This window comes from Chromobacterium violaceum ATCC 12472 (genome assembly GCF_000007705.1).
Lineage (GTDB): Bacteria > Pseudomonadota > Gammaproteobacteria > Burkholderiales > Chromobacteriaceae > Chromobacterium > Chromobacterium violaceum.
Genome location: NC_005085.1, coordinates 3852545 through 3878844, shown reverse-complemented (window position 1 = coordinate 3878844; position 26300 = coordinate 3852545). Strand labels below are relative to the sequence as shown.

The 26300-nt window shown below is 63.7% G+C and carries 29 protein-coding genes and 3 tRNA genes; 21 read left to right on the top strand and 11 right to left on the bottom strand.

The window, feature by feature from the left end; translation table 11 throughout:
- The first annotated feature begins 102 nt into the window (after positions 1–102).
- From CV_RS17675 to ispH, 4 genes are all read left to right on the top strand, one after another.
- Positions 103–1038, top strand: a complete 936-nt coding sequence (locus CV_RS17675) for a bifunctional riboflavin kinase/FAD synthetase (protein ID WP_011137117.1) — start codon at positions 103–105, stop codon at positions 1036–1038.
- Positions 1035–3812, top strand: a complete 2778-nt coding sequence (gene ileS, locus CV_RS17670) for an isoleucine--tRNA ligase (protein WP_011137116.1) — start codon at positions 1035–1037, stop codon at positions 3810–3812. Before CV_RS17675 ends, ileS begins: the two co-directional genes overlap by 4 nt.
- Before the next feature lie 69 nt (positions 3813–3881).
- On the top strand, positions 3882–4364 hold the full coding sequence (gene lspA / locus CV_RS17665) for a signal peptidase II (protein ID WP_172539955.1): 483 nt from the start codon (positions 3882–3884) through the stop codon (positions 4362–4364).
- 91 nt (positions 4365–4455) lie between these two features.
- Complete coding sequence (gene ispH, locus CV_RS17660; protein ID WP_011137114.1) at positions 4456–5391, top strand: 4-hydroxy-3-methylbut-2-enyl diphosphate reductase; 936 nt, start codon at positions 4456–4458, stop codon at positions 5389–5391.
- A gap of 67 nt (positions 5392–5458) precedes the next feature.
- On the opposite strand, the gene CV_RS17655 is transcribed toward ispH, so the two are convergent.
- The 4 genes from CV_RS17655 to xseA form a co-directional block, all read right to left on the bottom strand.
- The gene (locus tag CV_RS17655; protein ID WP_043596623.1) at positions 5459–5650 is read right to left on the bottom strand and encodes a hypothetical protein; all 192 of its coding nucleotides are present in this window, start codon (positions 5648–5650) and stop codon (positions 5459–5461) included.
- A 38-nt stretch (positions 5651–5688) separates the two neighbouring features.
- Positions 5689–6138, bottom strand: coding sequence for a hypothetical protein (locus tag CV_RS17650; protein ID WP_011137113.1), 450 nt, complete (start codon positions 6136–6138; stop codon positions 5689–5691).
- A 52-nt stretch (positions 6139–6190) separates the two neighbouring features.
- Positions 6191–6367 (bottom strand): hypothetical protein, encoded by a 177-nt coding sequence (locus tag CV_RS23850; RefSeq protein WP_158303328.1) that lies wholly within the window; start codon positions 6365–6367, stop codon positions 6191–6193.
- Positions 6368–6908: 541 nt separating this feature from the next.
- Positions 6909–8273: an exodeoxyribonuclease VII large subunit gene (xseA, locus tag CV_RS17645; RefSeq protein WP_011137111.1), complete on the bottom strand. Its 1365-nt coding sequence runs from the start codon at positions 8271–8273 to the stop codon at positions 6909–6911.
- A gap of 454 nt (positions 8274–8727) precedes the next feature.
- Between xseA and CV_RS17640 the strand changes: the two genes are divergently transcribed.
- Positions 8728–9240, top strand: a complete 513-nt coding sequence (locus tag CV_RS17640; protein WP_011137110.1) for an O-acetyl-ADP-ribose deacetylase — start codon at positions 8728–8730, stop codon at positions 9238–9240.
- Here CV_RS17640 and CV_RS17635 read toward each other — a convergent pair.
- Positions 9237–10106, bottom strand: a complete 870-nt coding sequence (locus CV_RS17635) for an ion transporter (RefSeq protein WP_011137109.1) — start codon at positions 10104–10106, stop codon at positions 9237–9239. The two genes, CV_RS17640 and CV_RS17635, sit on opposite strands and share 4 nt — an antisense overlap.
- A 167-nt stretch (positions 10107–10273) precedes the next feature.
- Here CV_RS17635 and cysK point away from each other — a divergent pair, with 167 nt between their 5' ends.
- From cysK to CV_RS17605, 6 genes are all read left to right on the top strand, one after another.
- Positions 10274–11206: a cysteine synthase A gene (gene cysK, locus CV_RS17630; RefSeq protein WP_011137108.1), complete on the top strand. Its 933-nt coding sequence runs from the start codon at positions 10274–10276 to the stop codon at positions 11204–11206.
- Positions 11207–11306: 100 nt separating this feature from the next.
- The gene (locus CV_RS17625) at positions 11307–11771 is read left to right on the top strand and encodes a hypothetical protein (protein WP_043598250.1); all 465 of its coding nucleotides are present in this window, start codon (positions 11307–11309) and stop codon (positions 11769–11771) included.
- Positions 11771–12178, top strand: a complete 408-nt coding sequence (locus CV_RS17620; RefSeq protein ID WP_011137106.1) for a YchJ family protein — start codon at positions 11771–11773, stop codon at positions 12176–12178. The genes CV_RS17625 and CV_RS17620 overlap by 1 nt, the downstream gene beginning before the upstream one ends.
- 94 nt (positions 12179–12272) lie before the next feature.
- Complete coding sequence (locus CV_RS17615; RefSeq protein WP_011137105.1) at positions 12273–13304, top strand: histone deacetylase family protein; 1032 nt, start codon at positions 12273–12275, stop codon at positions 13302–13304.
- Positions 13305–13411: 107 nt separating this feature from the next.
- A complete protein-coding gene (locus CV_RS17610) occupies positions 13412–13675 on the top strand; it encodes a hypothetical protein (protein WP_147296195.1) in 264 nt (87 codons plus the stop codon).
- 110 nt (positions 13676–13785) lie between these two features.
- Positions 13786–14073, top strand: a complete 288-nt coding sequence (locus tag CV_RS17605) for a hypothetical protein (RefSeq protein WP_011137103.1) — start codon at positions 13786–13788, stop codon at positions 14071–14073.
- A gap of 62 nt (positions 14074–14135) precedes the next feature.
- On the opposite strand, the gene CV_RS17600 is transcribed toward CV_RS17605, so the two are convergent.
- Together CV_RS17600 and dcd are read right to left on the bottom strand one after the other, a co-directional pair.
- Entirely contained in the window at positions 14136–14612 is a 477-nt protein-coding gene (locus tag CV_RS17600) for a glutathione peroxidase (RefSeq protein ID WP_011137102.1), read from the bottom strand.
- Positions 14613–14882: 270 nt separating this feature from the next.
- Complete coding sequence (dcd, locus tag CV_RS17590) at positions 14883–15455, bottom strand: dCTP deaminase (RefSeq protein ID WP_011137101.1); 573 nt, start codon at positions 15453–15455, stop codon at positions 14883–14885.
- A 235-nt stretch (positions 15456–15690) separates the two neighbouring features.
- On the opposite strand from dcd, the gene CV_RS23845 reads away from it, so the two are divergent.
- The 4 genes from CV_RS23845 to CV_RS17570 all read left to right on the top strand — a co-directional run bounded on the left by CV_RS23845 (position 15691) and on the right by CV_RS17570 (position 19305).
- Entirely contained in the window at positions 15691–15921 is a 231-nt protein-coding gene (locus CV_RS23845; RefSeq protein WP_043596616.1) for a FeoA family protein, read from the top strand.
- Positions 15918–17687, top strand: coding sequence for a ferrous iron transport protein B (gene feoB, locus CV_RS17580; protein WP_011137100.1), 1770 nt, complete (start codon positions 15918–15920; stop codon positions 17685–17687). Before CV_RS23845 ends, feoB begins: the two co-directional genes overlap by 4 nt.
- A gap of 47 nt (positions 17688–17734) precedes the next feature.
- Positions 17735–18202: a bacterioferritin gene (bfr, locus tag CV_RS17575; RefSeq protein WP_011137099.1), complete on the top strand. Its 468-nt coding sequence runs from the start codon at positions 17735–17737 to the stop codon at positions 18200–18202.
- 152 nt (positions 18203–18354) lie between these two features.
- Positions 18355–19305, top strand: coding sequence for a dihydroorotate oxidase (locus CV_RS17570; RefSeq protein WP_011137098.1), 951 nt, complete (start codon positions 18355–18357; stop codon positions 19303–19305).
- A gap of 10 nt (positions 19306–19315) precedes the next feature.
- On the opposite strand, the gene CV_RS17565 is transcribed toward CV_RS17570, so the two are convergent.
- The 4 genes from CV_RS17565 to CV_RS17555 form a co-directional block, all read right to left on the bottom strand.
- A complete protein-coding gene (locus CV_RS17565; RefSeq protein ID WP_011137097.1) occupies positions 19316–20095 on the bottom strand; it encodes a DODA-type extradiol aromatic ring-opening family dioxygenase in 780 nt (259 codons plus the stop codon).
- A gap of 106 nt (positions 20096–20201) precedes the next feature.
- The gene (locus tag CV_RS23840; RefSeq protein WP_158303327.1) at positions 20202–20378 is read right to left on the bottom strand and encodes a hypothetical protein; all 177 of its coding nucleotides are present in this window, start codon (positions 20376–20378) and stop codon (positions 20202–20204) included.
- A 110-nt stretch (positions 20379–20488) separates the two neighbouring features.
- Positions 20489–21934, bottom strand: coding sequence for a catalase (locus CV_RS17560; RefSeq protein WP_011137096.1), 1446 nt, complete (start codon positions 21932–21934; stop codon positions 20489–20491).
- A 269-nt stretch (positions 21935–22203) separates the two neighbouring features.
- The gene (locus CV_RS17555) at positions 22204–23199 is read right to left on the bottom strand and encodes a recombination-associated protein RdgC (RefSeq protein ID WP_011137095.1); all 996 of its coding nucleotides are present in this window, start codon (positions 23197–23199) and stop codon (positions 22204–22206) included.
- 97 nt (positions 23200–23296) lie between these two features.
- Here CV_RS17555 and CV_RS17550 point away from each other — a divergent pair.
- The 6 genes from CV_RS17550 (at position 23297) to CV_RS17520 (ending at position 26064) form a co-directional block, all read left to right on the top strand.
- A tRNA-Pro gene (locus CV_RS17550) sits at positions 23297–23373 on the top strand.
- Positions 23374–23451: 78 nt separating this feature from the next.
- Positions 23452–23528 (top strand) — tRNA-Pro (locus tag CV_RS17545).
- A gap of 61 nt (positions 23529–23589) precedes the next feature.
- Positions 23590–23665 (top strand) — tRNA-Thr (locus tag CV_RS17540).
- A gap of 770 nt (positions 23666–24435) precedes the next feature.
- A complete protein-coding gene (locus tag CV_RS17530) occupies positions 24436–24654 on the top strand; it encodes a hypothetical protein (RefSeq protein WP_043596615.1) in 219 nt (72 codons plus the stop codon).
- 659 nt (positions 24655–25313) lie between these two features.
- Positions 25314–25670 (top strand): phage holin family protein, encoded by a 357-nt coding sequence (locus CV_RS17525; protein WP_218567064.1) that lies wholly within the window; start codon positions 25314–25316, stop codon positions 25668–25670.
- Between the two features lie 10 nt (positions 25671–25680).
- Positions 25681–26064, top strand: a complete 384-nt coding sequence (locus tag CV_RS17520; RefSeq protein ID WP_011137092.1) for a M15 family metallopeptidase — start codon at positions 25681–25683, stop codon at positions 26062–26064.
- Positions 26065–26300: the final 236 nt, after the last annotated feature.

Below are 26300 nucleotides of genomic sequence, written 5' to 3'. Positions count from 1 at the left end.
TCCGCGGGGCTTTTTGTTTGCCTCCGCGCGGGATCATGGCTGGACGCTATCGCTTGCTGGCGGCTACAATCGAAGGTTTCGGGACGTATGTAAAGACAGCGAATGCAGGTATTTCTGGGGGACCCGCGCCGTTTCGGCCTGCCTGGATGCGCGTTGACCATCGGCAATTTCGATGGCGTGCATCAGGGCCACCGGCGCATGCTGGAGCGTCTGCGCGCGGAGGCGCGCGCCCGCGAGCTGCCGACAGCCTTGCTGACCTTCGAACCGCACCCGCGCGAGTTTTTCGTCCGCGCCAATCCGCCGGCGCGTTTGTCGACCTTGCGCGACAAGTTCTCCTTGCTGGAAGAGCTGGGGCTGGTTGATTATGTGTTTGTCTACCGCTTCAACCACAGCTTTTCCAATATGCCGGCAAGGGATTTCGTCGATCAGGTGCTGGTGACGGAGTTGAACACCCGCTATCTGCTGATCGGCGACGATTTCCAGTTCGGCTCCGGACGGAAGGGCGATTTCGAGCTGCTGGCTTCCTGTCCGCGTTTCGCCACGGAGGCGATGCCGTCGGTGCTGGTCAAAGGCGAGCGCGCTTCCAGCACGCTGGTGCGCGAGCGATTGGGCGCGGGCGATCTGGACTCGGCCAATGCCTTGCTGGGCGGCGTGTACCGGATATCGGGCAAGGTGATGCATGGCAAGAAGTTGGGACGCACGATAGGCTTTCCCACCGCCAACATCCATTTGCCGCATTTGAAACCGGCGCTGCAGGGCGTATTCGTGGTGGAGGTCGATACTCCGGGCGGCCGCCTGGGCGGCGTGGCCAGCCTGGGATTGAATCCGACGGTCAGCGACACGCCGGATTACAAGCTGGAAGTGCACCTGTTCGATTTCTCGGGCGATCTGTACGGCCAGCGGCTGACAGTGCGTTTCCTGAAAAAGTTGCGCGATGAAGCGCGCTATGATGATTTGGCGACGCTGGTGGCGCAGATCGAACGCGACGCGGCCAGCGCCAAGACCTATTTGACAAGTTTGCAGCGAGAGCAGGCATGAGCATCGATTATCGTAAAACCGTAAACCTGCTGGATACACCCTTCGCCATGCGCGGGGATCTGGCCAAACGCGAACCGGCCTGGGTCAAGCGCTGGCAAGAGGAAAAGCGCTACGAAAAGCTGCGCAAGCTTGCCGCCGGCCGTCCCAAGTTCATCCTGCACGATGGCCCGCCGTACGCCAACAACGACATCCACCTGGGCCACGCGGTCAACAAGGTGCTGAAGGACATCATCGTCCGCTCCAAGACGCTGGCCGGCTTCGACGCCCCCTACGTGCCGGGCTGGGACTGCCACGGCCTGCCGATCGAGCTGATGGTGGAAAAACTGCACGGCAAGGACATCCCGGCCGCCAAGTTCCGCGAATTGTGCCGCGAATACGCCAAGGAGCAGGTGGCCCGCCAGAAGAAGGGCTTCATCCGCTTGGGTGTGCTCGGCGATTGGGACAATCCCTATCTGACCATGGATTTCAAGACCGAGGCCGACATCGTCCGCACCCTCGGCAAGATCCATGAGAACGGCTACCTGACCAAGGGCGAGAAGCCGGTGCACTGGTGCATCGAGTGCGGCTCCTCGCTGGCCGAGGCCGAAGTCGAATACGAAGACAAGGTGTCGCCGGCGATCGACGTCGGCTTCAAGGTGGTCGACACCGACAAGGCCTCCGCCGCATTCGGCGCGGACGCCGCCGGCGCGATGGCCGTGATCTGGACCACCACGCCGTGGACGCTGCCGGCCAACCAGGCGGTCGCCGCCGGCGCCAATCTGGATTACCAGCTGGTCGACACCCCCAAGGGCAAGCTGATCCTGGGCAAGGATCTGGTCGAATCGGCGATGAAGCGCTACGGCGTCGAAACATACCGCGTGCTGGGCGAAGCCAAGGGCCAGGCGCTGGAACTGCTCCAGCTGCAGCACCCGTTCTATGGCCGCCAAGTGCCGGTGATCCTGGGCGATCACGTCACCACCGACGCCGGCACCGGCCTGGTGCACACCGCGCCGGCCCATGGCCTGGAAGACTTCCAGGCCGGCCTGCAGTACAAGCTGCCGATCGCCAACCCGGTGGCCGACGACGGCCGCTACAAGAGCACGACCGAGCTGTTCGCCGGCATGCTGGTATGGGACGCCAACCCGCGCGTGATCGAAACGCTGGAGTCGCACGGCTCGCTGGTGCACAAGTCCAAGCTGGAGCATAGCTACCCGCATTGCTGGCGCCACAAGACCCCGATCATTTTCCGCGCCACGCCGCAATGGTTCATCAGCATGGACCGCAAGGCCAACGGCGGCGAGACGCTGCGCGAAGTCAGCCAGCGCGCCGTCGACGCCACCGAGTTCTTCCCGTCCTGGGGGCGCGCCCGCCTGGACGCGATGATCAAGAACAGCCCCGACTGGTGCGTGTCGCGCCAGCGCAACTGGGGCGTGCCGATGACGTTCTTCATCCACAAGGAAAGCGGCGAGCTGCACCCGCGCTCCGCCCAGCTGCTGGAGGAAGTGGCGCTGCGCATCGAGCAGCAGGGCATCGAGGCCTGGTTCAGCCTGGACGCCAAGGAACTGCTGGGCGAAGAGGCCGAGCAATACCGCAAGCTGACCGACACGCTGGATGTGTGGTTCGACTCCGGCGCCACCCATTTCGCGGTGCTGAAGCAGCGCCCGGAACTGGCCTGGCCGGCCGACCTGTATCTGGAAGGCTCGGACCAGCACCGCGGCTGGTTCCAGTCGTCGCTGAAGACCGGTTGCGCCACCATCGGCCGCGCGCCGTACAAGCAGCTCCTGACCCACGGCTTCACCGTGGACGACAAGGGCTACAAGATGTCCAAGTCCAAGGGCAACGGCATCGCGCCGGAGGAAATCTGCGGCACGCTGGGCGCGGACATCCTGCGCCTGTGGGTGGCCAGCGCCGATTACTCCGGCGACATGTCGCTGTCGCAGGAGATTCTGAAGCGCACCACGGAAAGCTATCGCCGTCTGCGCAACACCATCCGCTTCCTGCTGTCCAACCTGTCGGATTTCGATCCGCTGGAACACGTCGTGCCGCTGGCCAATATGGTGGAAATGGACCAGTACGCGCTGCTGCGCGCCCGCGAGGTGCAGGAGAAGGTGGTGGGCGAGCTGTATTCCCGCTACGCCTTCCATCACGTGGTGCAGGAAGTGGTCGGCTACTGTTCGGAAGACCTGGGCGCGTTCTATCTGGACGTGATCAAGGACCGCCTGTACACCACCAAGGCCGACAGCCATGCCCGCCGCAGCGCGCAGACCGCGCTGTACCACATCACCCGCAGCCTGCTGCTGATGGTGGCGCCGATTCTGTGCTTCACCGCCGACGAGGCGTGGAACGTGCTGGTGGACAGCGAGGAAGAGTCGACGCTGTATCACATCTGGCACGAGTTCCCGGCCCAGACCGTGGAGCGCGAGGCCGCGCTGTCTTCCAAGTGGCAGGCCATCCGCGAGCTGCGCGCCGCGGTCAACAAGGAAATCGAGGCGCTGCGCAGCGCCGACAAGCTGGGCTCCTCGCTGCAGGCCGAGGTGGAAATCGACGCGCCGGCCGAGCTGGCCCGCCATCTGGCCAGCCTGGGCGAGGAACTTAAGTTCGTGCTGATCGTGTCCAAGGCTGATGTGCGCGAGGCAGGCGAGGTGGCGATCCGCGTTTCACCGTCCGCGCACGGCAAGTGCGACCGTTGCTGGCACTACCGCGCCGACGTGGGCAGCCACGCCGGCCATGGCGCCGTCTGCGGCCGCTGCGTCGACAATCTGGATGGCCAGGGCGAGCCGCGCCGCTACGCCTGACCATTCGCCGGGGCCGCTGCGGCGGCCCCGTCTGCCCATGGATACCGACAGATGGATTCTGCAATGACTATGCCTGGCGCCCGCGGCTGGCCAAAATGGTTCGCGCTGGCGGCCCTGGTGATCGTACTGGACCAGATCAGCAAGCTGTATTTCAACAGCCGTTTCCAGTACGGCGAAATCCGGCCGGTGGTGGAGGGGTTCTTCAACTTCACCCTGGTCTACAATCCCGGCGCGGCGTTCAGCTTCCTGCACGACGCCGGCGGCTGGCAGAAGTATCTGTTCACCATCCTGGCCTTCGCCGTGTCAGGCTGGCTGGGCTGGAACATCGTCAAGCGGCGCTTTTCCGGCCTGATGAACCTGGCCGCGGCCTTCATCATGGGCGGCGCGCTGGGCAATGTGATCGACCGCCTGGCCTATGGCCACGTGATCGACTTCATCATGGTCCACTATTACAACGAGTGGTACTACCCGGCGTTCAACCTGGCCGATTCCTTCATCTGCGTCGGCGCGGCGCTGATGGTGGCGGACAGCATGAAGAAGCCCTCGCGCTGAAAAGGGCGGGGAACAGCACCTGCGATGGCCCGCTTGGCGGGCCATTCGCGCATTCGCCGGGCAAGGCCCTGGCCTGATTGAGGAAATACGGATGACGAAGACCATCATGCTCGCCAACCCGCGCGGCTTCTGCGCCGGCGTGGACCGGGCCATCGCCATCGTCGAGCGCGCGATCGAACTTTACGGCGCCCCCATCTACGTGCGCCACGAAGTGGTGCACAACCGTTTTGTGGTGGACGACCTGCGCGGCAAGGGCGCGGTGTTCATCGAGGAATTGAAGGACGTGCCCCCCGGCAGCACGCTGATCTATTCCGCGCACGGCGTGCCGCTGTCGGTGCGCGCCGAGGCCGAGGCGCTGGGTCTGACCGTATTCGACGCCACCTGTCCCTTGGTGACCAAGGTGCACGTCGAAGTGAAACGGATGAACAAGGCCGGCATGGAAATCATCATGATCGGCCACGCCGGGCACCCGGAAGTGGAAGGCACGATGGGCCAGGTGGATGCCGGCATCTACCTGGTGCAGACCGTGGACGATGTGGCCACGCTGCGGGTGGTCAACGAGGACCAGCTGTCCTACGTCAGCCAGACCACGCTGTCGGTGGACGAGACCCGCGACATCATCGCCGCGCTGAAGGCCCGCTTCCCCAACATCCACAGCCCGAAGAAGGACGACATCTGCTACGCGACGCAGAACCGCCAGGACGCGGTGAAGCTGCTGGCCGACCAGTGCGATATCGTGGTGGTGGTGGGCTCGCCCAACAGCTCCAACTCCAACCGCTTGCGCGAAGTGGCGGCGCTGAAGGGCGTGGACGCCTACATGGTGGACAACGCCAGCCTGCTGGAGCCCGAATGGTTCGCCGGCAAGCGCCGCGTCGGCGTCACCGCCGGCGCCAGCGCGCCGGAAGTGCTGGTGCAGGCGGTGATAGACCGCATCAAGGCTTTCGACGTCACCCAGGTCACCGAGCTGCCCGGCGTAGAGGAGAGCACGGTGTTCGCGCTGCCTCCGGCGCTGCGCCCGCTGTTCTGACGCGGGTTTTATCGCCAAAGCCAAGGCCGCTCCATCTGGAGCGGCCTTTTCCATGGCAGTGGGCCCCTTAGGATTGGGGAACAAAACCTGTTGTCGGCGGCTTGCGCGGCACGAAGCCGGTGGCGGGGCCATTGTTGTCTTGGCCGCCTGACACGCACTCGATCTCCTCGGCGCTCAGCCGCACCATCCGGGCGATTTCCAGGCTGCGGTCCAATTGGGCGTTCCATTCCGAGCGTTGCAGGGTTTGGGTTGCTTTCATATCGATTCTTTCTTTTCTGAGCGATGGCTTGAAAGGCTTCAACAGCCGGCCGAGGCGGATCCGGGCGGCATCCGGGCCTGGGCGATGGCTTCGTCCGGCTGGCGATCGATGGACACCACCTGCGGACAGCGCGCGCAGGCATCCCGGCCGTGCTGGCTCCACCACATGCAGCGGGGGCGTATCGCGCAATAAGCCAGCCGGTCGACCACCTCGGCCGCCGCGGCCACCACGCGTTCGGCCAGCGTGCAGCGCGCAGCGGCGTTGTCGTGATGGGCGCACTGGCTTTTGGCGCAAGGGCCGGCGGTGCGGAATACTTCTTCCGGCGCGATGTCTTCCAGCCTGGCGCGATCTATCTGGTTGGCCGGCAGCATCTGCTTCAGATAGATCACGCGGCGCTGCCGCGCGCTGCCGCCGACAATGCCGAACACCATATTGCCTTCACCCTCGAAGGTTGAGCTGGGACACAGCCGGGTCTGATCGTTTTTCATATCGGTTCGCGTCGATGCCGGAATGGATGATGTCGGTGTACGGCTGGCCGGTTTATGGCCTGGCCGGCGGCAATACGATTTTTCCGGTCATGCGCGGCGGATTTTCCTGAGCGCCGCCGCTGATCATTTCCATTTCTTCCACGCTCAAGCGAACCATGCGGGCCAGCTCCAGGCTTTTCTGCATTTGATTTTCAAATTCAGCAGTCGTTTTGATTTGATCCGGTTTCATTTTTCATGTCCTCGCATTGAAAGTTTGAATGGCATCGCCATTGGACGGCGGTTGTTTTCTAAGCTAAATCGTTCTTGGGGTGTGGATTTCGCTTGGAAAGAAAACCATTTCGATGGCGACATTTATTAAATTCAAGGATGTAGAGACGCATGGCCTTGAGTTGCGGCGCATGATCGCAAAGCGGCATGATAACGTCAATGCTGAAGGCTTAATCTGGATCAGGAAACGCGCGATTTGATAAAAGCATGGCGCGGAAAAATAAAATAACAGGCTATGATTTTGGCTGTGTTTTAAATAAATATTCGATGAATTATTTGGATGAAAATAAGATGCATTGAAATGATGAAGAGAATGCCGGGACATGAAAAAAGACGCCGATGGCGTCTTTTTCGAATGGTTGCCGATGCGGAAAGGCGGCAGGCGGAGGAGCGGGCGCAGGACCCGCTAACGGATCTCCGTGAAGCGCCTGAGGCAAGGCGCGCCGGCGGTGTAAATCGTACGACGCGTCGGCGCAACGCAGCATCAGGGGTTTTGCGCAGCGCTAAAACGGCAACTGGCCCTGGGCGCCCTGATTGTGCTCGATGCGCGCCTCGGCGCTGCCTTCGGCCAGCCGCAGCGTCACTTTTTCGCGGTCAGCCAATTCCGCCGGGTTCTTGACCGCGCGGCCATCCTGCTTCTGCACGATAGCGTAGCCACGCGCCAGCACGGCTTCCGGGTTGAGCGCGGTCAGCGTGGCGGCCAGTTGCGCCAATTGCTGGGCGCGGCGCTCCAGCAGACGGTCGCGGGCGCGCAGCAGCGCGGCCTGCCGTTGCCGCAGCGCCTGCTTGCCCACGTCTAGATCGGGTTGGTGGCGGGAGAGGCGGGTGCCGGCCAGTTGCAGCCGCCAGCGGCCTTGCTCGAAGGCAGCCTGGACGCGCTGCCCAAGCGCGCTCGACAACGCGTCCAGCCGTTCGCGCTGCACCTGCAAGCGCGCGCCGGGATGCGTCAGGCGGCGGCCGAGGAAGTCCAGCTGCTGCGTCTTGTCCGTCAATAGCCGGCTCAAGGCGCGCTCCAGCGCGCGCTTGGTCTGTTCCAGCTGGATGGCCAGGTGCTCGCGGTTGGGCGATACCAGTTCCGCCGCCGCGGTCGGCGTCGGCGCGCGGCGGTCGGCGACGAAGTCGCAGATGGTGAAATCGGTTTCGTGGCCGACGCCGCTGACGGTGGGGATGGGGCTGGCGGCGACGGCGCGAGCGACGATTTCCTCGTTGAACGACCACAGGTCTTCGATGCTGCCGCCGCCACGGCAGACGATCAGCACGTCGACCTCGCGCCGCTCGCCGGCCAGGCGGAGGGCGTCGGCGATCTGCCTGGCCGAGCCTTCTCCCTGCACCTGGGTCGGGTAGAGAATCAGCGGGATGCCGGGCATGCGGCGGCGCAGCGTGCTGACCACGTCGCGTAGCGCGGCGGCGGCGGGCGAAGTGACGATGCCGATGGCCGCCGGATGGGCGGGCAGCTCGCGCTTGCGCGCGTTGTCGAACAGGCCCTCCGCCTGCAGCCGGGCCTTCAGCCGCTCGAAGGCCTCGTACAGCCTGCCGAGGCCGGCGGCGCGCATCTCGCCGACATTGATCTGGAATTCGCCCCTGGCCTCGTACAGCGTCACTTGGCCGCGCAGCTCCACCTGCATGCCTTCCTGCGGGCGGAACGGCAGCAGGGACAGCTTGTGGCGGAACATCACGCAGCGGATCTGGGCGCCGCCGTCCTTCAGCGAGAAGTAGGCGTGGCCGGAGGCGGCCAGCGTCAGATTGGAGATTTCCCCGCCGATCCACACCGGCGGAATGCCTGCTTCCAGCAGGTCCCGCGCCATGCGGTTGAGCGAGGAGACGCTGATCACGTCCTGGCTTTGATCAGGGAAATGGTGTCTTGTCAAGTGATCCACAGCGCTTCACTGGAGTAAATATTCAAGGGGCGCAGGCGGCCTCCCACCTGCGTAGTGTTTGATATCTGATTCAAAATGCAATCAAATCAATATCTTACGAAAATCAATCCCCGGCGTGAAAAAACACCGGAAGCCAGGTTCGGCAAGGGTTTCAGCCAACTGTTCACCGGCTTATCAACAAAGTTATCCACAGTTTGCCGCCCAGACCGGCGCGGCCGGCTCCCTGGCCCCGGTGGAATGGAGTGACTTGCCAATGGCATGTTGCGTCCGAGCCGCAGTTGAAGTAAGCGCTTGCTATTTGAGGGCTGGGACGTGTGTCCGCCGCGCCGCACAGATGGCATTCGCATGCATTCCGGTTGCGCGCCTAGGCTGGACGTCATGATACCACCCGACGGCTTTTGGCGGCCGGTGATCGGGCGTAAGCTCAGAGACATGAGGAGGCGATATGGATGATTTGCTGCGCTGCGTGCAGGGCGATATTACGCGGATGCGGGTGGACGCCATCGTCAATGCCGCCAACAGCCGCCTGCTGGGCGGCGGCGGGGTGGACGGCGCCATCCACCGGGCGGCGGGGCCGGCGTTGCTGGAAGCCTGCCGCAGGCTGGGTGGTTGTCCCACCGGGGAGGCTAGGCTGACCGAAGGCTATCTGTTGCCCGCCCGTTATGTGATCCATACGGTGGGACCGGTCTGGCAGGGCGGGGACTGCGGCGAGCCGGCGTTGTTGGCGGCCTGCTACCGCAACAGCCTGGCGCTGGCCGCGCGCCAAGGCGTGGCCAGCATCGCGTTTCCGGCGATCAGCTGCGGGGTTTATGGCTATCCGCTGGAGGCGGCTTGCGCGCTGGCGGTCACGACCCTGCGCCATTGGCTGTCTGGTTGCGACCACCCCTTGCTCGAAGTCCGGCTGGTGGCCTTCGACGCGCTGGCCTTGAGGGCCTACCAGCGGGCGCTCGAGGCCTAGCTGACCTCGCCCTTGGCCGGGCGCGGCAGCTGGCCGCCGCAGTGCTTGCAGTGGCGCGCGTCCCAGTCGTGCCCCTCGCTGAAACAGTGCGGACACAGCCGGGTGGCGGAGCGGTTGTCGGAGGGCTCCGGCGCCGCGCTGCGGGCGATCTCCGCGCTGACGATGCCGGTGGGCACCGCGATGATGCCGTAGCCGGTGATCATCACCAGGCTGGCCAGCGCCTGGCCCATCGGCGTTTTCGGCGTGATGTCGCCGAAACCGACCGTGGTCAGGGTGACGATGGCCCAATAGATGCTGATCGGGATGCTGGTGAAGCCGTGTTCCGGGCCTTCGATCACGTACATCAGGGTGCCCAGCACGATCACCAGCAGGATGACGGTGGCCAGGAACACGGTGATCTTGCGCCGGCTGGCCAGCAGCGCCTTCTGCAGCTGCGCGGCCTCGCCCAGGTGGCGGCTGAGCTTGAGGATGCGGAACATCCTGAGCAGACGGAGGATGCGGATGTCGGCCAGAAAGCGGCTTTCCGGGATGAACAGGCCCAGGTACAGCGGCAGGATGGACAGGAGGTCGATGACGCCGAAAAAGCTTTTCACGTAGCGCATCGGTTTGTGCACGCAGATCAGCCGCAGCGCGTACTCGATGGTGAACAGGATGGTGAACAGCCAGTCCAGCACGGCCAGCAGCGTGCCGTAGCGCTGGCGTATCGAGGACACGCTTTCCAGCATCACGCAGGCGACGGAGATCAGGATGGCGACGATCAGCGCCATGTCGAAAATCCGCCCGGCGCGGGTGTCTGCCTCGTAGATGATGATGTACAGCTTGCGGCGCCAGCCGGACAACGGAATCAGGGTTTCCTGGGTGGGCATATGAACCTTGCCTGTGTTTGCATTGACTATAACAAAGCGGTTTAGAGAGGGCGGCCGGAGTTTGGTTTGCTGGATATAAGCAAACAATATTAGGTCATCCGCGCCGGATTGATTATGATGCCGTGGAATATCGGCATTGTCATTTTAGCTGGATGAGGAATAAGATCATGCGCATCGCCAACACCATCACCGATCTGATCGGCAACACCCCGCTGGTCAAGCTCAACCGCGTCACCGAGGGCGTCGGCGCCACCGTCGTCGCCAAGCTGGAGTTCTTCAATCCGGCGCACAGCGTCAAGGACCGCATCGCGGTGGCGATGCTGGACGCGGCGGAGCAAGCCGGCAAGATCGGTCCGAACACCGTCATCGTCGAACCCACCTCGGGCAATACCGGCATCGGCCTGGCGATGGTGTGCGCGGCGCGCGGCTACAAGCTGGTGATCACCATGCCGGAAACCATGAGCAAGGAGCGCCGCCAGCTGTTGAAGGCCTACGGCGCCGAACTGATCCTGACCCCGGGGCCGGACGGCATGGGCGGCGCCATCGCCAAGGCGAAGGCGCTGGTCGACGAATTTCCCGACACCTACTTCATGCCGCAGCAGTTTGAAAACCCGGCCAACCCGGAAATCCACCGCCACACCACCGCGGAAGAGGTGTGGAACGACACCGACGGCAAGGTGGACATCTTCGTGGCCGGGGTCGGCACCGGCGGCACCATCACCGGGGTCGGCGAGGTGTTGAAGGCGCGCAAGCCGGGCGTGCAGATCGTCGCGGTGGAGCCGGACGCGTCGGCGGTGCTGTCCGGCAGCCCCAAGGGCCCGCACCCGATCCAGGGCATAGGCGCGGGCTTCGTGCCAGCCATCCTCAATACCGGCATTTACGACGAGATCATCCGCGTCAAGAACGAGGACGCGCTGCAGACCGCGCGCGAGGTGGCCACCAAGGAAGGCATCCTGGTCGGCATCTCGTCCGGCGCGGCGGTGTGGTCGGCGCTGCAGCTGGCCAAACGGCCGGAAAACGCCGGCAAGCTGATCGTAGTGGTGATCCCGTCGTTCGGCGAGCGTTACCTGTCCACCGTGCTGTTCGAGCATCTTGGCTGAGCGGTCGCCGGATTCGGCCCGCCGGCCCGCGCCGCGCGCAATCGATCGCAATACCTTTGCCGTTGACGGCGCGCGGGCAGGGCGGGCTACAATGGCCGCCATGAAAAGACAGCTCATCGCTTTCTCCCTGCTGGGCTCGCTGACAGCGTGCAGCGCGCTGCAGCAGTTGGGCGTGCCCATCCATTCCGGCTCGGGCGCCTCGTCGCGTCCGGCGCCGCCGCGCGCCGCCGCCAAGGTGGACCTGCTGCTGGCCGAGGCCAACCGCCTGGCCGACAAGGTCAAGTCGGGCGAACTGACCCGCACCGCGGCGGCCGACCAACTGAACGCCGCCCGGCTGCGCATCGCCGGCAGCAACGCGGTGGACAACGACAACTTCGCCGTCTATCGCCAGCTGACGGCGGAGCGCGACGCCGGCCGCATCGACTCCGACGCCTTCCGCGCCAGGCTGGAAGCCCATCTTCGCGAATGGATGCGGCGCTGGCCCAAGTACGCGCCCAAGCCGGCCGATCCCGCGTTCACCAATTTCCTGCTCAAGCTGTACGGCTTGCCGCCGCTGGGGTACTGATGAAGTCTAAGAAACAAGCCAGGGCCGCCTGCCCCTGCGGCGGCGGCGAGCTGGCCGCCTGCTGCGGCCGCTACCTCGGTCCGGACGCTTCGCCGGCGCCGACCGCGCAGGCGTTGATGCGCTCGCGCTACAGCGCCTACGCGCTGGGGCTGGAGGATTACCTGCTGGCCACCTGGCATCCGTCCACCCGGCCCGAGGCGCTGCATCTGGACGAAGATGCCGGCGTGGTGAAGTGGATAGGCCTGGAGGTGAAGCGCTGCGAGGCCGGCAGCGAGCGCGATGCCGAAGGCGTGGTGGAATTCGTCGCCCGCTGCAAGGTGGGCGGCAAGGCCGAGCGCATGCATGAAACCAGCCGTTTCCTGCGCGAAGACGGCCGCTGGTACTACGTGTCCGGCCTGGTGGCCTGAGCGGCGCTTGTCCTGGCGCAAGTTCGCGCCCATCAATGTTTGACCCGGCAGGCCCATGGCGGGAGCATGGAGTTTTCCCACGCCGGAAAACATCATGCTCACCGTCTACTCCGATTCCCACCGTCTGCAGCATGGCCAGGCCGAGCTGATAGACGGCACCCTCAAGCCCTGTTTCGAAACCCCGTCCCGCGCCGACATGGTGCTGGCCGCCGTGCGCGACCGCGAGCTCGGCGACGTGATCCATCCGCGCCGCCACGGGCTGGACCCCATCTTGCGCGTGCACGACGCCGGCTATGTCAGGTTCCTGGAAACCGCCTGGCGGCGTTGGACGGAAATGGGGCGCGACTATGACGCGCTGCCCAAGATGTGGCAGGTCCGCCGGCTGCGCGAAGCCATTCCCGAGCACGTGGAAGGCCAGCTCTGCTATTACTCGATGGATTGCGGCACGCCTGTCACTTCCGGAACCTGGCAGGCGGCGAGCGCGGCCGCCGACACCGCGCTGACCGGGGCCGACCGGCTGATCGGCGGCGAGCGCGCGGTGTTTGCGCTGACCCGGCCGCCCGGCCATCACGCGGCCTTCGACTATTGCGGCGGCTACTGCTTCCTCAACAACGCCGCCATCGCCGCCCAGGCGCTCCGCGACCACGGCATGCGCAAGGTGGCGGTGCTGGACGTCGACTACCATCACGGTAACGGCACCCAGGACATCTTCTACCGCCGCGCCGACGTGCTGTTTTTGTCGATACATGGCGATCCGCGCACCGAATACCCGTTCTTCCTCGGCTTCGCCGACGAAAAGGGCGAAGGAGAGGGGCTGGGCTACAACTTCAATTTCCCGCTGGCGGCCGGGTCCTGCGTCAGCACCTGGTTCGTCGCGCTGGACTGCGCGCTGGAGCAGATCGCCCGTTTCGGCGCCGAGGCGCTGGTGGTGTCGCTGGGCGTGGACACGTTCCAAGGCGATCCGATCTCGCGCTTCCAGCTCGACTCCCCCGACTTCGTCACCCTGGGCGCGCGGCTGGCGGGGCTGAAGCTGCCGACGCTGTTCTGCCTGGAAGGCGGGTACGCGGTGGAGCCGATAGGCACCAACGTGGTTAACGTGCTGGCTGGTTTCGAGGCGCGCGGCTGACGCGGTTTTTTGATGGGCTTTGGCCTATGCTCAAAGAGTCTTTCGCCGCCATCACGGCGGGCGCCGTAGGCGCGGAAGCGGATATGGAGAAGGCGATGGGCAATAGCATGGAAAGATTGGTCGCCGGCCTGGGCGAGGCGGCCGCGGCGCCGGGCGGTCAAGGGGCCGCGCGGCGGATGGCGGCGGCGCTGCCGGCGGACCGGGCGCTGGAATTGCAGGCGTTGGCGGCGGCTTTCGGCAGCAGCAGCGAGGACATGGCCGGCAGGCTCCTGGGGGCGGCGATCGCCGACGCCTGGGACGCGCTGGACGATGGCCAGATGCTGAGGGCGACCCGGGCTTGCCGGCGTCTGCTGGACGACGGCTCGGCTTGAACCGGTGGAATGGCCCTCGCCAGGCAGGCGGCCGGCTGGCGAGCGGAGGCAGTGGCCGCAGGGGTCGGGCTTGGCCCGGCGAGGATGAACGAGAGTGCGGGGAGGGCAGAATGGGACTGGCCTTGAAGACCTTGTTGGCGGAGCTGGAGGCCCAGCGCGCGGCCCAGCCCGAGGAGGCGGCGGATGTGGCGCTGACGGCGGTGCGCACCCTGGAGGTGCCGCTGGACATCACCGCGTGCCGCGAGTTGAGGGTGCTGGCCCATGTGTTCAATGGCGACCAGGCGGCGCTGGCCGCGGCGGTGCTGCGCGCGGCGCTGATGGATATCCAGGAGCACCTGGACGACGATCTGGACCTGTTGGCTGTGAGCGCCAGGCGCAATATCGATTCGTGCGCGTGAGCGGGATCATTCCGCTGCGCCGCGACGACGCGGCGATGGAGCCGGGCGATGCCCGGCTCTTTTCATTTGAGCAGCGCTTCTATCCTGGCGGCCAGTTTTTCCGGCCGGGTGAACGGGGCGAAGCGCGCGACCACCCGGCCCTGGCGGTCCACCAGGAATTTGCTGAAGTTCCAGCGTATCGCCTGCCCGAGCAGGCCGCGTTTCTGCCGCTTCAGATACTGCCACAGCGGGTGGGCGTTCGCGCCGTTGACGTCCACCTTGTCGGCCATGGCGAAGTCCACGCCGTAGTTCTTCTGGCAGAAGGCGCCGATTTCGCCGGCGTCGCCCGGCTCCTGGGCGCCGAACTGGTTGCAGGGGAAGCCGATGATCGCCAGGCCTTGCGGGCCGAAGCGGCGGTGCAGCGCCTCCAGGCCGGCGTATTGCGACGTGAAGCCGCAGCGGCTGGCGGTGTTGACCAGCAGCAGCACGCTGCCGCGGTAGTCGGCCATCGCCTGTTCGCTGCCGTCCAGGCGGCGGAAGGAGAAGTCGTAGATGCTCATGAATGGCGGGAAGCTGGGAAAAGAAAATGATGGCTTCGTTGGCGGGCGCTGGCAAGCGTATGGGCATAAAAAGGGGGCGCAGCGGCAAGGGGGAACCGCGACGCCCCAAGAAGAAACAGCTTGCTGTGCAAAGGGTCGGCGCAACCGGGATGTCAGCTAACCCTTTGTTTAGCCTAGAACAGATGGCGGAAAATGCGAGCGGCTTTTGCGCGGGGCGCAAACAAAAAGGGATGGCCTCGGCCATCCCTTCTCAGCTTGGGCGGCTTGCGCTCAGGGACGCGGCAGCGTGACGCCCACCTGGCCCTGATACTTGCCGGCGCGGTCCTTGTACGACACGTCGCACTCCTCGTCCGACTCGAAGAACAGCACCTGGGCCACGCCTTCGTTGGCGTAGATCTTGGCCGGCAGCGGCGTGGTGTTGGAGAACTCCAGCGTCACATAGCCTTCCCATTCCGGCTCGAAGGGGGTGACGTTGACGATGATGCCGCAGCGGGCGTAGGTGGATTTGCCCAGGCAGACGGTCAGCACGCTGCGCGGGATGCGGAAGTACTCGACGGTGCGCGCCAGCGCGAAGCTGTTGGGCGGGATGATGCAGTAGCCCTTGCCGGAGACTTCGACGAAGGAGTTGGGGTCGAAATTCTTCGGGTCGACGATGGTGCTGTTGATATTGGTGAACACCTTGAACTCGTCGGCGCAGCGGATATCGTAGCCGTAGCTGGAGGTGCCGTAGGAGATCAGCTTCTGCCCGTCGGCGGCCATTTTCACCTGGTTGGCCTCGAACGGCTCGATCATGCCGTGCTGGTCCGCCATCCGCCGTATCCACTTGTCCGATTTGATGCTCATAGTCGTTGGCCCGTTTTGTCGATATTTCAATGCCTGCGATTCTACCCGCTTAGCGCCATGTCGGGTGGCTGATATCCGCGCTCCGGCCGCTAGCGGGCCGGAGCATGCCGTGGTATGGCATGATGGCGGGCTTGACCGAAGTCAAGCCGCGCGCGGATTGCGGCAATATGCCGCATCCCGGCGCGGAGCGCTTCGATATACTAATGCAAACTATTCGCATTATCTGGGAATTCCTATGCAGTCATTGGATGGCTTTCCGGCCGGCGCCTGCGGCGTCGTGGACCGGCTGGATCTGAACGACGAGGCGTTTCGCCGCGTGGCCGCCTTCGGCCTGGTGCCGGGCTGCCGCTTTCATTTGCGCCGCGCCGCGCCCTGGGGCGGCCCGCTGCTGCTAGAAGTGGGCGCCACCCGCTTCCTGCTGCGCCGCAGCCTGGCCAGGCGCATCCTGGTGAGGGCGGCGGCATGAAGCGTTTCGCGCTGATAGGCTTGCCCAATACCGGCAAGTCCACGCTGTTCAACCGCCTGACCGGCATGTCGCAGCGGGTGGGCAACTGGCCGGGCCTGACCGTGGAGCTGATCAGCTCGCGCCTGCTCCTGGGCGGCAAGATGGTGGAGCTGATCGACCTGCCCGGCGTCAACGACCTCACCGGCTACACCGACGATGAGGCAGTGGTGCGCGACGTGCTGCTGTCCACGCCGTTCGACGGCGCGGTGCTGGTGCTCAACGCCAGCCAGCTGGACCGCCAGCTGCCGCTGGCGCTGCAGGTGATCGCTAGCGGCCTGTCTTGCCTGGTGGCGCTGAACATGGCCGACGAAGCCAGGCTGCTGGGCGTGTCCATCGATGTGGACGCGCTGGCCGAGCGGCTGGGCGCGCCGGTGGCGCTGGTGTCGGCCAAACGCATGGAAGGCTGGCCCAGGCTGAGCGAGGCGCTGAACCGGCTGGCCGCGCAGTCCGGCCCGGCGGTGCACGCGCAACTGGACAAGGTGCCGGAAGCGCAGCGGGCCATCGATCTGGCCCGCCGCAAGCTGGAGGGCTGCTGGCGGCTGCCGCCGGTGCTGCCGACGCTGCTGACCGAAAAGGTGGACCGCTGGCTGCTGCATCCGTGGCTGGGCCTGCCGCTGTTCTTCGCCTTCATGGCGCTGCTGTTCAACCTGACTTACCAGATCGGCACGCCGCTGCAGGACGCGGTGGGCGGCCTGCTCGACTGGGTGAAGGACGGCGCGCTGGCGCCGGCGGTGTCCTCCTTGCCCGCCATCGTGCAGAGCCTGCTGCTGGACGGCGTGTGGCAGGGCGTGGCCACGGTGCTGACCTTCGCGCCGATTCTGTTCGTGTTCTTTGTGCTGATGGCGATGGTGGAGGACAGCGGCTACCTGGCCCGCGCCGCTTTCCTCACCGACGCCATGATGGCGAGGCTGGGACTGGACGGCCGCGGCTTCGTGATGCAGCTGATGGGCTTCGGCTGCAATGTGCCGGCCATCATGGGCACCCGGGTGATGCGCGAGCGCAGGCAGCGGCTGCTTACCATGCTGGTGATCCCGTTCTCGCTGTGCTCGGCGCGGCTGCAGGTGGTGGTGTTCTTCGCCGGCATCCTGTTCAGCAAGGCGCAGGCGCCGTGGGTGGTGTCCGGCCTGTACCTGATGACCTTCGTCGCCGCCATCGTCACCGCCTGGGTGTTCAAGCGCCGCTACCGCGGCGACGAGGCTTTCCTGCTGGAAGTGCCGCCGTATCGGCTGCCGGGCGCGCGCCACATGCTGACCCGCGCGGCGGGCGAGGTCAGCGCCTTTCTGCGGCTGGCCTCCACCTTCATCCTGGCCGGCGTGGTGATGGTCTGGCTGCTGACCCACATCCCGGCCGGGGGCGACAAGACGCTGGCCTACGCGCTGGGCGAGGCGTTGTCGCCGGTGCTGAGCCCGATCGGCATACGCGCCGAGCTGGCGGTGGCGCTGCTGTTCGGCTTCATCGCCAAGGAAATCCTGCTGGGCAGCCTGGCGGTGATCTACGGCGTGTCCGAGGCCGGGCTGGGCGGGGTGCTGGTGCAGCATCTGGACTGGGTGTCGGCGATGAGCTTCCTGATCTTCACGCTGGTGTACGTGCCCTGCCTGTCCACCGTGGCGGCGATGCACCGCGAGTCCAAGAGCTGGCGCTTCGCCGCGATGTCGGTCGGCTGGTCGGTGCTGCTGGCCTGGACGTTGTCCTTCGTTTTCTACCAGGGCGTGCATCTGCTGCGCTGAACGCCTAAAATGATGGTTTGCATCAGCCGGAAAGACAGGACAAGAACATGAAGGGCGATCCCAAGACCATAGCGCTGCTCAACGATTTGCTGGCCGAAGAGCTGTCCGCCGCCGACCAGTATTTCATCCATGCCGAGATGTACAAGGACATGGGGCTGAGCAAGCTGTTCGAGCGCATCGACCACGAGCGCGAGGACGAACTGGAGCATGCGCGCACGCTGATCGCCCGCACCCTGTTCCTGCAGGGGCGTCCCGATGTGGCGCGCCGCGTGCCGATCAAGGTGGGCGAGGACGTGCCGGCGATGCTGAAGGCCGATCTGGAGGTGGAGTACCGCGTTGGCGCCTTGCTGAAGGACGTGATCGCCCACTGCGAGAGCGTGCGCGACTACGTGACCCGCGACGCGCTGATGGTGCTGCTGGAGGAAACCGAGAACGACCATGCGCACTGGCTGGAGCAACAGCTGAAGCTGATCGAGCTGATGGGCGTGGAAAACTACCAGCAGGCCCAGATGTAAGCCGCGGCGTGAGCGCCGCCCCCAGGCATGCCCGGCTTCGGCCGGGCATTTTCTTTGGCGGCCATCGCCGCCATGTTTGACCCCGCTCAGCGCGTCCGGGCGTTCTGTCCCGCAAAATCAAGGACATCTCAAGCTCCTGACGAAAGCGTCCGATGTCCCACGACCACGCCATCGATCTGTCCGTCACCTGGCTGGGCCAGACCATGCCGGGCTGCCTGTACAATGCCTCCGGCGTCTGGTGCCGCGAGGAGGACGAACTGGAGGTGCTGCTCGCCTCCGACGCCGCCGCGGTGATCAGCAAGAGCGCCACGCTGGCGCCGCGCGACGGCAATCCCGAGCCGCGCTATTGCCGCACCGCCATGGGCAGCATCAATTCCATGGGCCTGCCCAACCGCGGCTTCGACTATTACCTGGACTACGCGCGCCGCTATCGCTACGGCAGCGGCAAGCCGTTGTTCCTGTCCCTGTCCGGCCTGTCGCTGGACGACAATTGCGCGATGCTGCGCCGTCTGGCCGAGGAGGGCTTGCCGGCGGTACCGGAGATCAATCTGTCCTGCCCCAACGTGCCGGGCAAGCCGCAGTTGGGCTACGACTTCGCCGCCACCGCCGAGGCGCTGGGCGCTTTCGACGCCGCCTATTCCGGCCTGTACGGCGTCAAGCTGCCGCCTTACTTCGATCCCGCCCATTTCGCCGCGATGGCGGAGATATTGAACCGCCATCCGCGCCTGGCCTTCGTCACCTGCATCAACTCGATAGGCAACGGCCTGGTGGTGGACATCGACAGCGAGGCGGTGGTGATCAAGCCCAAGGACGGCCTGGGCGGCCTGGGCGGCGACTACGTGTTGCCGACCGCGCTGGCCAATGTGCGGGAGTTTTACCGGCTGCTGCCGGGCAAGGACGTGGTCGGCTGCGGCGGGGTGAAGAGCGGCCGCGAGGCTTTCATGCACATCCTGGCCGGCGCGCGCGCGGTGCAGGTGGGCACCTGCCTGTATCACGAGGGGCCGGGCGCCTTCGCCCGCATCGCCGGCGAGCTGGCGGCGCTGATGCGGGTCAAGGGTTACCGCCGCCTGGACGATTTCCGCGGCAGGCTGCGCACCCTGTAGGCGCTTTTGCTCAGTCGAAGCGCCAGCACGCCATCGACAGCGAACCCATGCGCCAGTCGTCGTGCAGCTTGACCGGAACCGCGTCGTCATCCGACGCGCCCAGCGCCACCAGCAGCGGCTGGAAGTGCTCGTCGCTGGGATGGTTTTCGCGCGGGTAGGGCGCGCGCTGTTGCCAGTGGACGATGTCGTCGCGGCGGTTGTCCAGCAGCGCCTGGTCCATCCAGCCGGCGAAGTCCGCCGCCCAGGGCGCCGGCTCGCTGCCTTCCGGGCTCAGCTCCCACAGATTATGCGTATAGCTGCCGCTGCCTATCACCAGCACGTTGTCGTCGCGCAGGGGCTTGAGCGCCTGGCCCAGCGCGTAGTGCTCGGCGACGCCGGCCTGGTGGCGCAGCGAGATCATCACCAGCGGGATGTCGGCCTGGGGAAACATCAGCATCAGCGGCGTCCACATGCCATGGTCCAGCGGGCGTTCCTCGGTGGCGGCCACTGGCAGGCCGGCAGCGTCCAGCAGGCCGATCACGCGCTCGGCCAGCGCCGCGTCGGTGGCGGCCGGGTAGCGCAGCGTGCGCAATACCGGAGGGAAGCCGCCGAAGTCGTACATCGTTTCAGGCCGGGGCTGCAGGTTGACGGTGAGGGCGCGCGCTTCCCAGTGGGCGGACACGATGACGATGGCGCGCGGGCGCGGCCAATCGCGTCCCAGCTGTTCCAGGAAATGGCGGGTGGGGCTGTCTTCTATCGGCAGCGTCGGCGCGCCGTGGGAAATAAATAGCGAGGGTTGTCGGGTGGTCATGATCTGTTGCCTGCAATGGGGGTATGGCAACAGCTTACGCCGGCGTGGCGGTTAAAAAAACGCCGGTTTTCTCACTTTATTATTTACTTTTGTTCAATAAATTCGCTTAACGCGCGGCCGACGCCGCCGCGGGGCGAGAAGCCTGTTCCACGCCGTGCTGCAGCCACAGCAGGCTGCCGGCGCAGAAGATGGCCAGGCCCAGCCAATGGCGCCAGCGGCGGCTAGGGGCTGGAGCGGGTTTGCCCGCCTGGCGGCGGGAGGGAAAGGGGCTGACGGTTCGCATGGCGGCTCTCACGGGGATGTCTTTCCATAATAATGATAATGATTATCATTTAAATCAAGAGGGGAGAAAAAAGCCGGCGGCCCGGGCGCGCCGGCTGGATCAGGCCGGCGTCAGACGCTCAGGCCCAATGCCTTGGCCACGCCCGCGCCATAGGCGGGATCGGCCTTGGCGCAGTTGGCGATGTGGCGGCGCTTGATCGCTTCGTCGACGCCGCCCATCGCGCGTGCGGTGTTGTCGAACAGCGCTTGCTGTTGGGCCGGCGTCATCAGCCGGAACAGCGCGCCGGGCTGGCTGTAGTAATCGTCGTCGTCCGCGCGGAAGTCGTAGTGATAGGCGTTGCCCTGCAGCGCCAGCGGCGGCTCGTCGTATGCCGGCTGCTGCTGCCACTTGCCCTGGCTGTTCGGCTCGTAGCCGATGGTGGCGCCGGCGTTGCTGTCCACCCGCATCGCGCCGTCGCGGTGGTAGCTGTTGTGGAAGGGGCAGCGCGGCGCGTTCACCGGAATCAGATGGTGATTGACGCCCAGGCGGTAGCGCTCGGCGTCGCCATAGGCGAACAAGCGGCCCTGCAGCATGCGGTCGGGCGAGAAGCTGATGCCCGGCACCACGTTGGCCGGATTGAACGCGGCCTGCTCCACGTCTGCGAAGTAGTTCTGCGGATTGCGGTTCAGCTCCAGCACGCCCACCTCGATCAGCGGGTAGTCCTTGTGCGACCACACCTTGGTCAGGTCGAAGGGGTTGAAGGGACAAGCGTCGGCCTGGGCTTCTGTCATCACCTGGATGTACAGGGTCCAGCGCGGGAAATCGCCGCGGTCTATGCACTCCAGCAGGTCGCGCTGCGCGCTTTCGCGGTCTTGGCCCACCAGCTTTTCCGCCTCGGCGTCGCTCAGATTGCGGATGCCCTGCTGGGTGTGGAAATGGAACTTGACCCAGTGGCGCTCGCCCTTGGCGTTGATCAGGCTGAAGGTGTGGCTGCCGAAACCGTGCATGTGGCGGTAGCTGGCCGGTATGCCGCGGTCGCTCATCACGATGGTGACCTGGTGCAGCGCCTCGGGCAGCAGCGTCCAGAAGTCCCAGTTGGCGTTGGCGTCGCGCATATTGGTGTACGGATTGCGCTTCACGGCGCGGTTGAGGTCGGGGAATTTCAGCGGGTCGCGCAGGAAGAACACCGGCGTGTTGTTGCCTACGAGGTCCCAGTTGCCCTCCTCGGTGTAGAACTTGACGGCGAAGCCGCGGATGTCGCGCTCGGCGTCGGCCGCGCCGCGCTCGCCGGCGACGGTGGAGAAGCGCAGGAACAGGTCGGTCTTTTTGCCGATGTCGGAGAACAGCGCGGCGCGGGTGTAACGGGTGATGTCATGGGTGACGGTGAAGGTGCCGAAGGCGCCGGAGCCTTTGGCGTGCATCCTGCGCTCCGGAATCACCTCGCGGTCGAAATGCGCCAGCTTTTCCAGATACCAGACATCTTGCAGCAGCATCGGGCCGCGCGGGCCGGCGGTCTGCACGTTCTGGTTGTCGACGACCGGCGCGCCGGCGGCGGTGGTGAGGGTGTGCTTTCTCATCCTGCTTTCTCCTTGAGTGGGGCGAATCGACGGAAGGGATTTCATTGCAGCCAGGCGAAGCCCGACCACATTTCCAGCAAGGCGTGATGCCAGTTCTGTTTCATGACTCTCTCCCGATAGTTGACGCTCGCAGTATCCGCAAGTTTGATAGTTTTGTTAAATCAATTGTTTTAAATCGATAGTTAGTTTTTCTTAATGGCAGAAAGCCGGCTGTGGATGGACGCAAAAAAACCCGGCGGAGCCGGGTGGTTCGCGGGAGGAGGGAGGGCTTAGTCCCAGGGTACGTCGACGGCGCCGCCCGAATCGGCGGGGGCCGTTTGCGGCGCGGGAGTCGGAGCCGGAGAGGACGCCGCAGGCTGCGCCTGGCTGTCTTCCAGGCCGCCCAGCGCCTCCACCAGCGCTTCCACCAGTTCGCCCAGCTCTTCGCTCATTAGGATGAAGGTGGCTTCGAACAGGCTTTCGCGGTCGTCGCCGGCCTGGCTGGCTTCGTCCTGCAGCATGTCCAGGAACTGGATGCGCTTCAGCTGCAGCGTGTCGGTCAGCTGGAAGCGGATCTTCTCGTTCCAGATCAGGCCCAGCTTGGTGGCCTGCTTGCCGGTGGCGATGTGCTGGCGGATCTCGTCGCTGGTCAGGTCGATGCGGCTGCAGCGCACCACCGCGCCGTTTTCGCTGCCGTCCTTCAGTTCGCAGTCGGCGTCCAGCTCGAAGCCGCCCGGGGCTTCGCCGGCCGCCAGCCAGTCGGTCATCGCGGTGTGCGGCGCGATCCGGGTGCGCGGCAGCGCGGCCGGGAAGGGCGGCAGCGCCTCGCGCAGCTTGGAGACCAGCGCCTCGGCCTTGCTGGAAGAGCCGGAGTCCACCATCAACCAGCCGCGGGCGATGTCCAGGTAGGCGCTGGTGCGGCCGCTGCGCACGAAGGCGCGCGGCAGCAGGTCGTCGGTGATCTGCTCTTTCAGCGCCAGCTTTTCCTTGCGGCCGACTTTGCGCAGCTCCTTGTCCTCGATCTCCTGCACTTTCATTTCGACGAAGTCGCGGATCACCGAGGCCGGCAAAACCTTGTCTTCGCGGCGCATGGAAACCATCAGGCTGCCGCGGGCGGCGTAGACCGGCGCTTCCAGGTGCCCGGCCGGCGCCACCCAGCCTTCGCTGAACCAATCCAGGCCCATGCAGGGTTGAAACGGACGTTTTTCCAATGCCTGCAACAGCTTATCGGCGTCCACCAGGCTTTCGCCGCTCAAACGATAAAAAGATAGTTGCCTAAACCACATATTTGTTCCATAATGCGCGTCCTCTGAAGCCGCTGATTGTACCGCAGCAAGCGATGCAGCAGCAGTTTTTCAGACAAGCAGTTTGTAAGCGGGTCGTCGGAGTGTAGCTTAGCCTGGTAGAGCGCTACGTTCGGGACGTAGAGGCCGGAGGTTCGAATCCTCTCACTCCGACCAGTTAACAAACCGCTTGTCAGAAAATGAAGTTTGAGGTAAAGTAGCTCTCCTCGACAAAGCGTCGAGAAGCAGCAAAATCGGAGTGTAGCTTAGCCTGGTAGAGCGCTACGTTCGGGACGTAGAGGCCGGAGGTTCGAATCCTCTCACTCCGACCAGAATTCAAAAAGCCTTGATTTTCAAATTCAGAGAATCAGGGCTTTTTTTACAGATTGGTTTGCCGGTATAGCTCAGTTGGTAGAGCAGCGCATTCGTAATGCGAAGGTCGTAGGTTCGACTCCTATTACCGGCACCATTAAGACCAAAAGGTCGCGGAAAATTTCCGCGACCTTTTTTGTTTTGGCTGGCTAAATGATTTTGTCGCGAGTCGGGGCGGATAATTGCCGCGTCTGAATCGGATGATATGCGCGTTTGGCCTTGATTGTTGGCGGCCCCGGAAGTATGTCGCAGCGCATTCTGTCTAACGGCGACGCATGCGCAATGGCGTGCGTTGCAAGTGAGCGGGTGGAAATCGCTTTCTTTGGCGGTCGCCGACCGGGCTATGCGCAATCGCTAAGTCTGCGAGATCGTCAGGGCGGAATGGGGCGGCCATCACTTCCGCTTCGTTGCGGAATAAGCAAGCTTCTTGAGGGGTGTTGAGGAGGGAGTCGGGAAGAAGGAGGGGTTTGGCCTTGGTGTGGTTGCCAGCCCGGCGCTTGCCGGAGCTCAAGGACGATCTGGCGTAGTAGGGAGGGCGGTCTGCTTTGCAAGGGCGAGTGGGCTGGGCTAAATTTTCCAAAAAAAAGCTTGTCAGAATAAAAATGAAAAGGTATAGTTCCCCTCTCTCGAGACGCAAGGCGTTTTGAGTAGTGTTGGCGGTTAGCTCAGTTGGTAGAGCATCGGATTTTGATTCCGAGGGTCACAGGTTCGAGCCCTGTACCGCCTGCCAGAATCATAAGCAAAAGGCCAGTTCGAAAGAGCTGGCCTTTTGCTTTTCTCGCATCAAATCGTCTCTCCCTTCTCTCTCCCGCACACGCACCGCTGCTCTCTCATCTGCTGGATGATTCCGGCGTGCTTCGATGTCCGTTGGTTCTGCTGTTTTCCATGCTGAATGAAAATTTCGACCAGCTCTCTCGATGGGAAAATAAAAATCCTGCGCGGGCTGTGAATGTTTTTTCCGCTTCTTCAATCCTCCAGGGCGTCATGGAGATCGTGGTGGCCCTGTGTTGGAATGCCCAGAGGGGAGCGATGCTCGATCGGTCGGGTCGCTTCGGCGTTTTTTCGAGCGCGCAGGCCGAGAGCTGAATCTTGTCTGTCTGATTCCAATCCCCGTGTCCAAGTATCGATTTTGCCAGTGTCGCGTCGAGATGCTGCGCTCCATTGCGAGCGATGATGGGTGAGTTCGCGAATTGTTGCCAAAGTCTGCAACGATATCCTGAATGGTTGTGTTTTATTGCGGTCTGCAGGGCTTGGCATGCTGCGCCTGAATGATTTCGCGACTGGCAGGGCGTTGTTGCTTTTCTGTTGGCGAGTTTGGCTTTGGGTTGAAATGAAATTAAAATCGGGGCGCTATGGATGCAATCGGGCGCAAGATGCCTATTCGATAGCCGAAGCTTGGATGCATGTCGAGATATATTATTTGATAACGCGAGTTGATTGACGTGGCTCTGTCGAAGCTCGTTGCGAGGGTTGAGAGGTGAACCCTTTTTGAATTCAGTTCAGCGGCTATTGAATTATTATGCTTTGGGTGTGAGGCATGAGTGATGCGCTGGCGCAGCTCTTGAGCTGTGATTTTTGGCTGTGCATGGCATGATTTTGAATAGGCTAGGATTGCTCTGATATTATTTCCTGGATTGTATTTTCGGTGTTTATCATGATGTTATTGGCGCAATCGTGGGCATTGAATTGGACGATATATTTGAATGCGGCGATGTGTGGTAAATCGCCGCAAGGGCGGAATCGCGTTGCGTTTGTTCGGGATGATTGGGCTGGCATGGCATGGTGATGGAGAGATGATGGGATTCATAAAGCCTAGTGATGCTCAAATTTTTACTTGGGCGCTGATTGGCGGGTTTTCTGCTTGGGGCGGTGTGGTGCGTTATATCATAGATGTGCAGGGGAGGCAGAAAAAATGGAATATTTTTGGTGTCTTCAGTCAAGTGATTGTGTCGGGTTTTACAGGCCTGCTTGGAGGATTGCTTGGCTTCGAGAGCGAAAGAAGCTACTACATCACCTTGGCAATCGCAGGCTTGTTTGGCGCGATGGGCAATACCGCGTTAAGTTATATTTGGCAGAAAATTCTTAGTATGGCTGCTAAATGATGGGGGTGTCATGTCATGTTTTGGCAAGCGCAGCGAGGAGCTTTTGGTCGGCGTGCATGTGGATTTGGTCATGGTGGCGAGAAGGGCAAAGGCAATCGCCAGTTTGGACTTCATTGTCATCGAGGGGGTGCGCAGCATCATTCGCCAAAAAGAGTTGGTTGGGCAAGGAGCAAGCCGCACGATGAATAGCCGTCATCTGACGGGGCATGCGATTGACTTGGCTCCATGGATGGATGGCGCTATTCCTTGGGAAAATTGGCCTGCATTTGAAGAGGTGGGGCTTGCCATGAAGAAGGCTGCTTCGGAATTGAAAATTCCAATCGTGTGGGGTGGAGATTGGAAGAACTTCAGGGATGGCCCGCATTTTGAATTGCCGCGAGTGTATTATCCGTGACTGGGTTGTTGGGCCGGGGTGGCGCAGCATTGATCCGTCTGGGCGAGGATGTTCCGAGGCGATCGCTCCGGCGAAGAGCCGAGATTCTCGTTCGCTGAATGCGGATGCGTCGGTATTCCGAGATTTCATCGAGCGCTTTCTCGAGCTTGGGCATCGCTGCATTGCTGGCAAGCTCAACGCAGCGGGGCTGTCGTTGGGCGGCGCCGTCTTGAAGTCTGCCCGTAACCAGCCGTCTG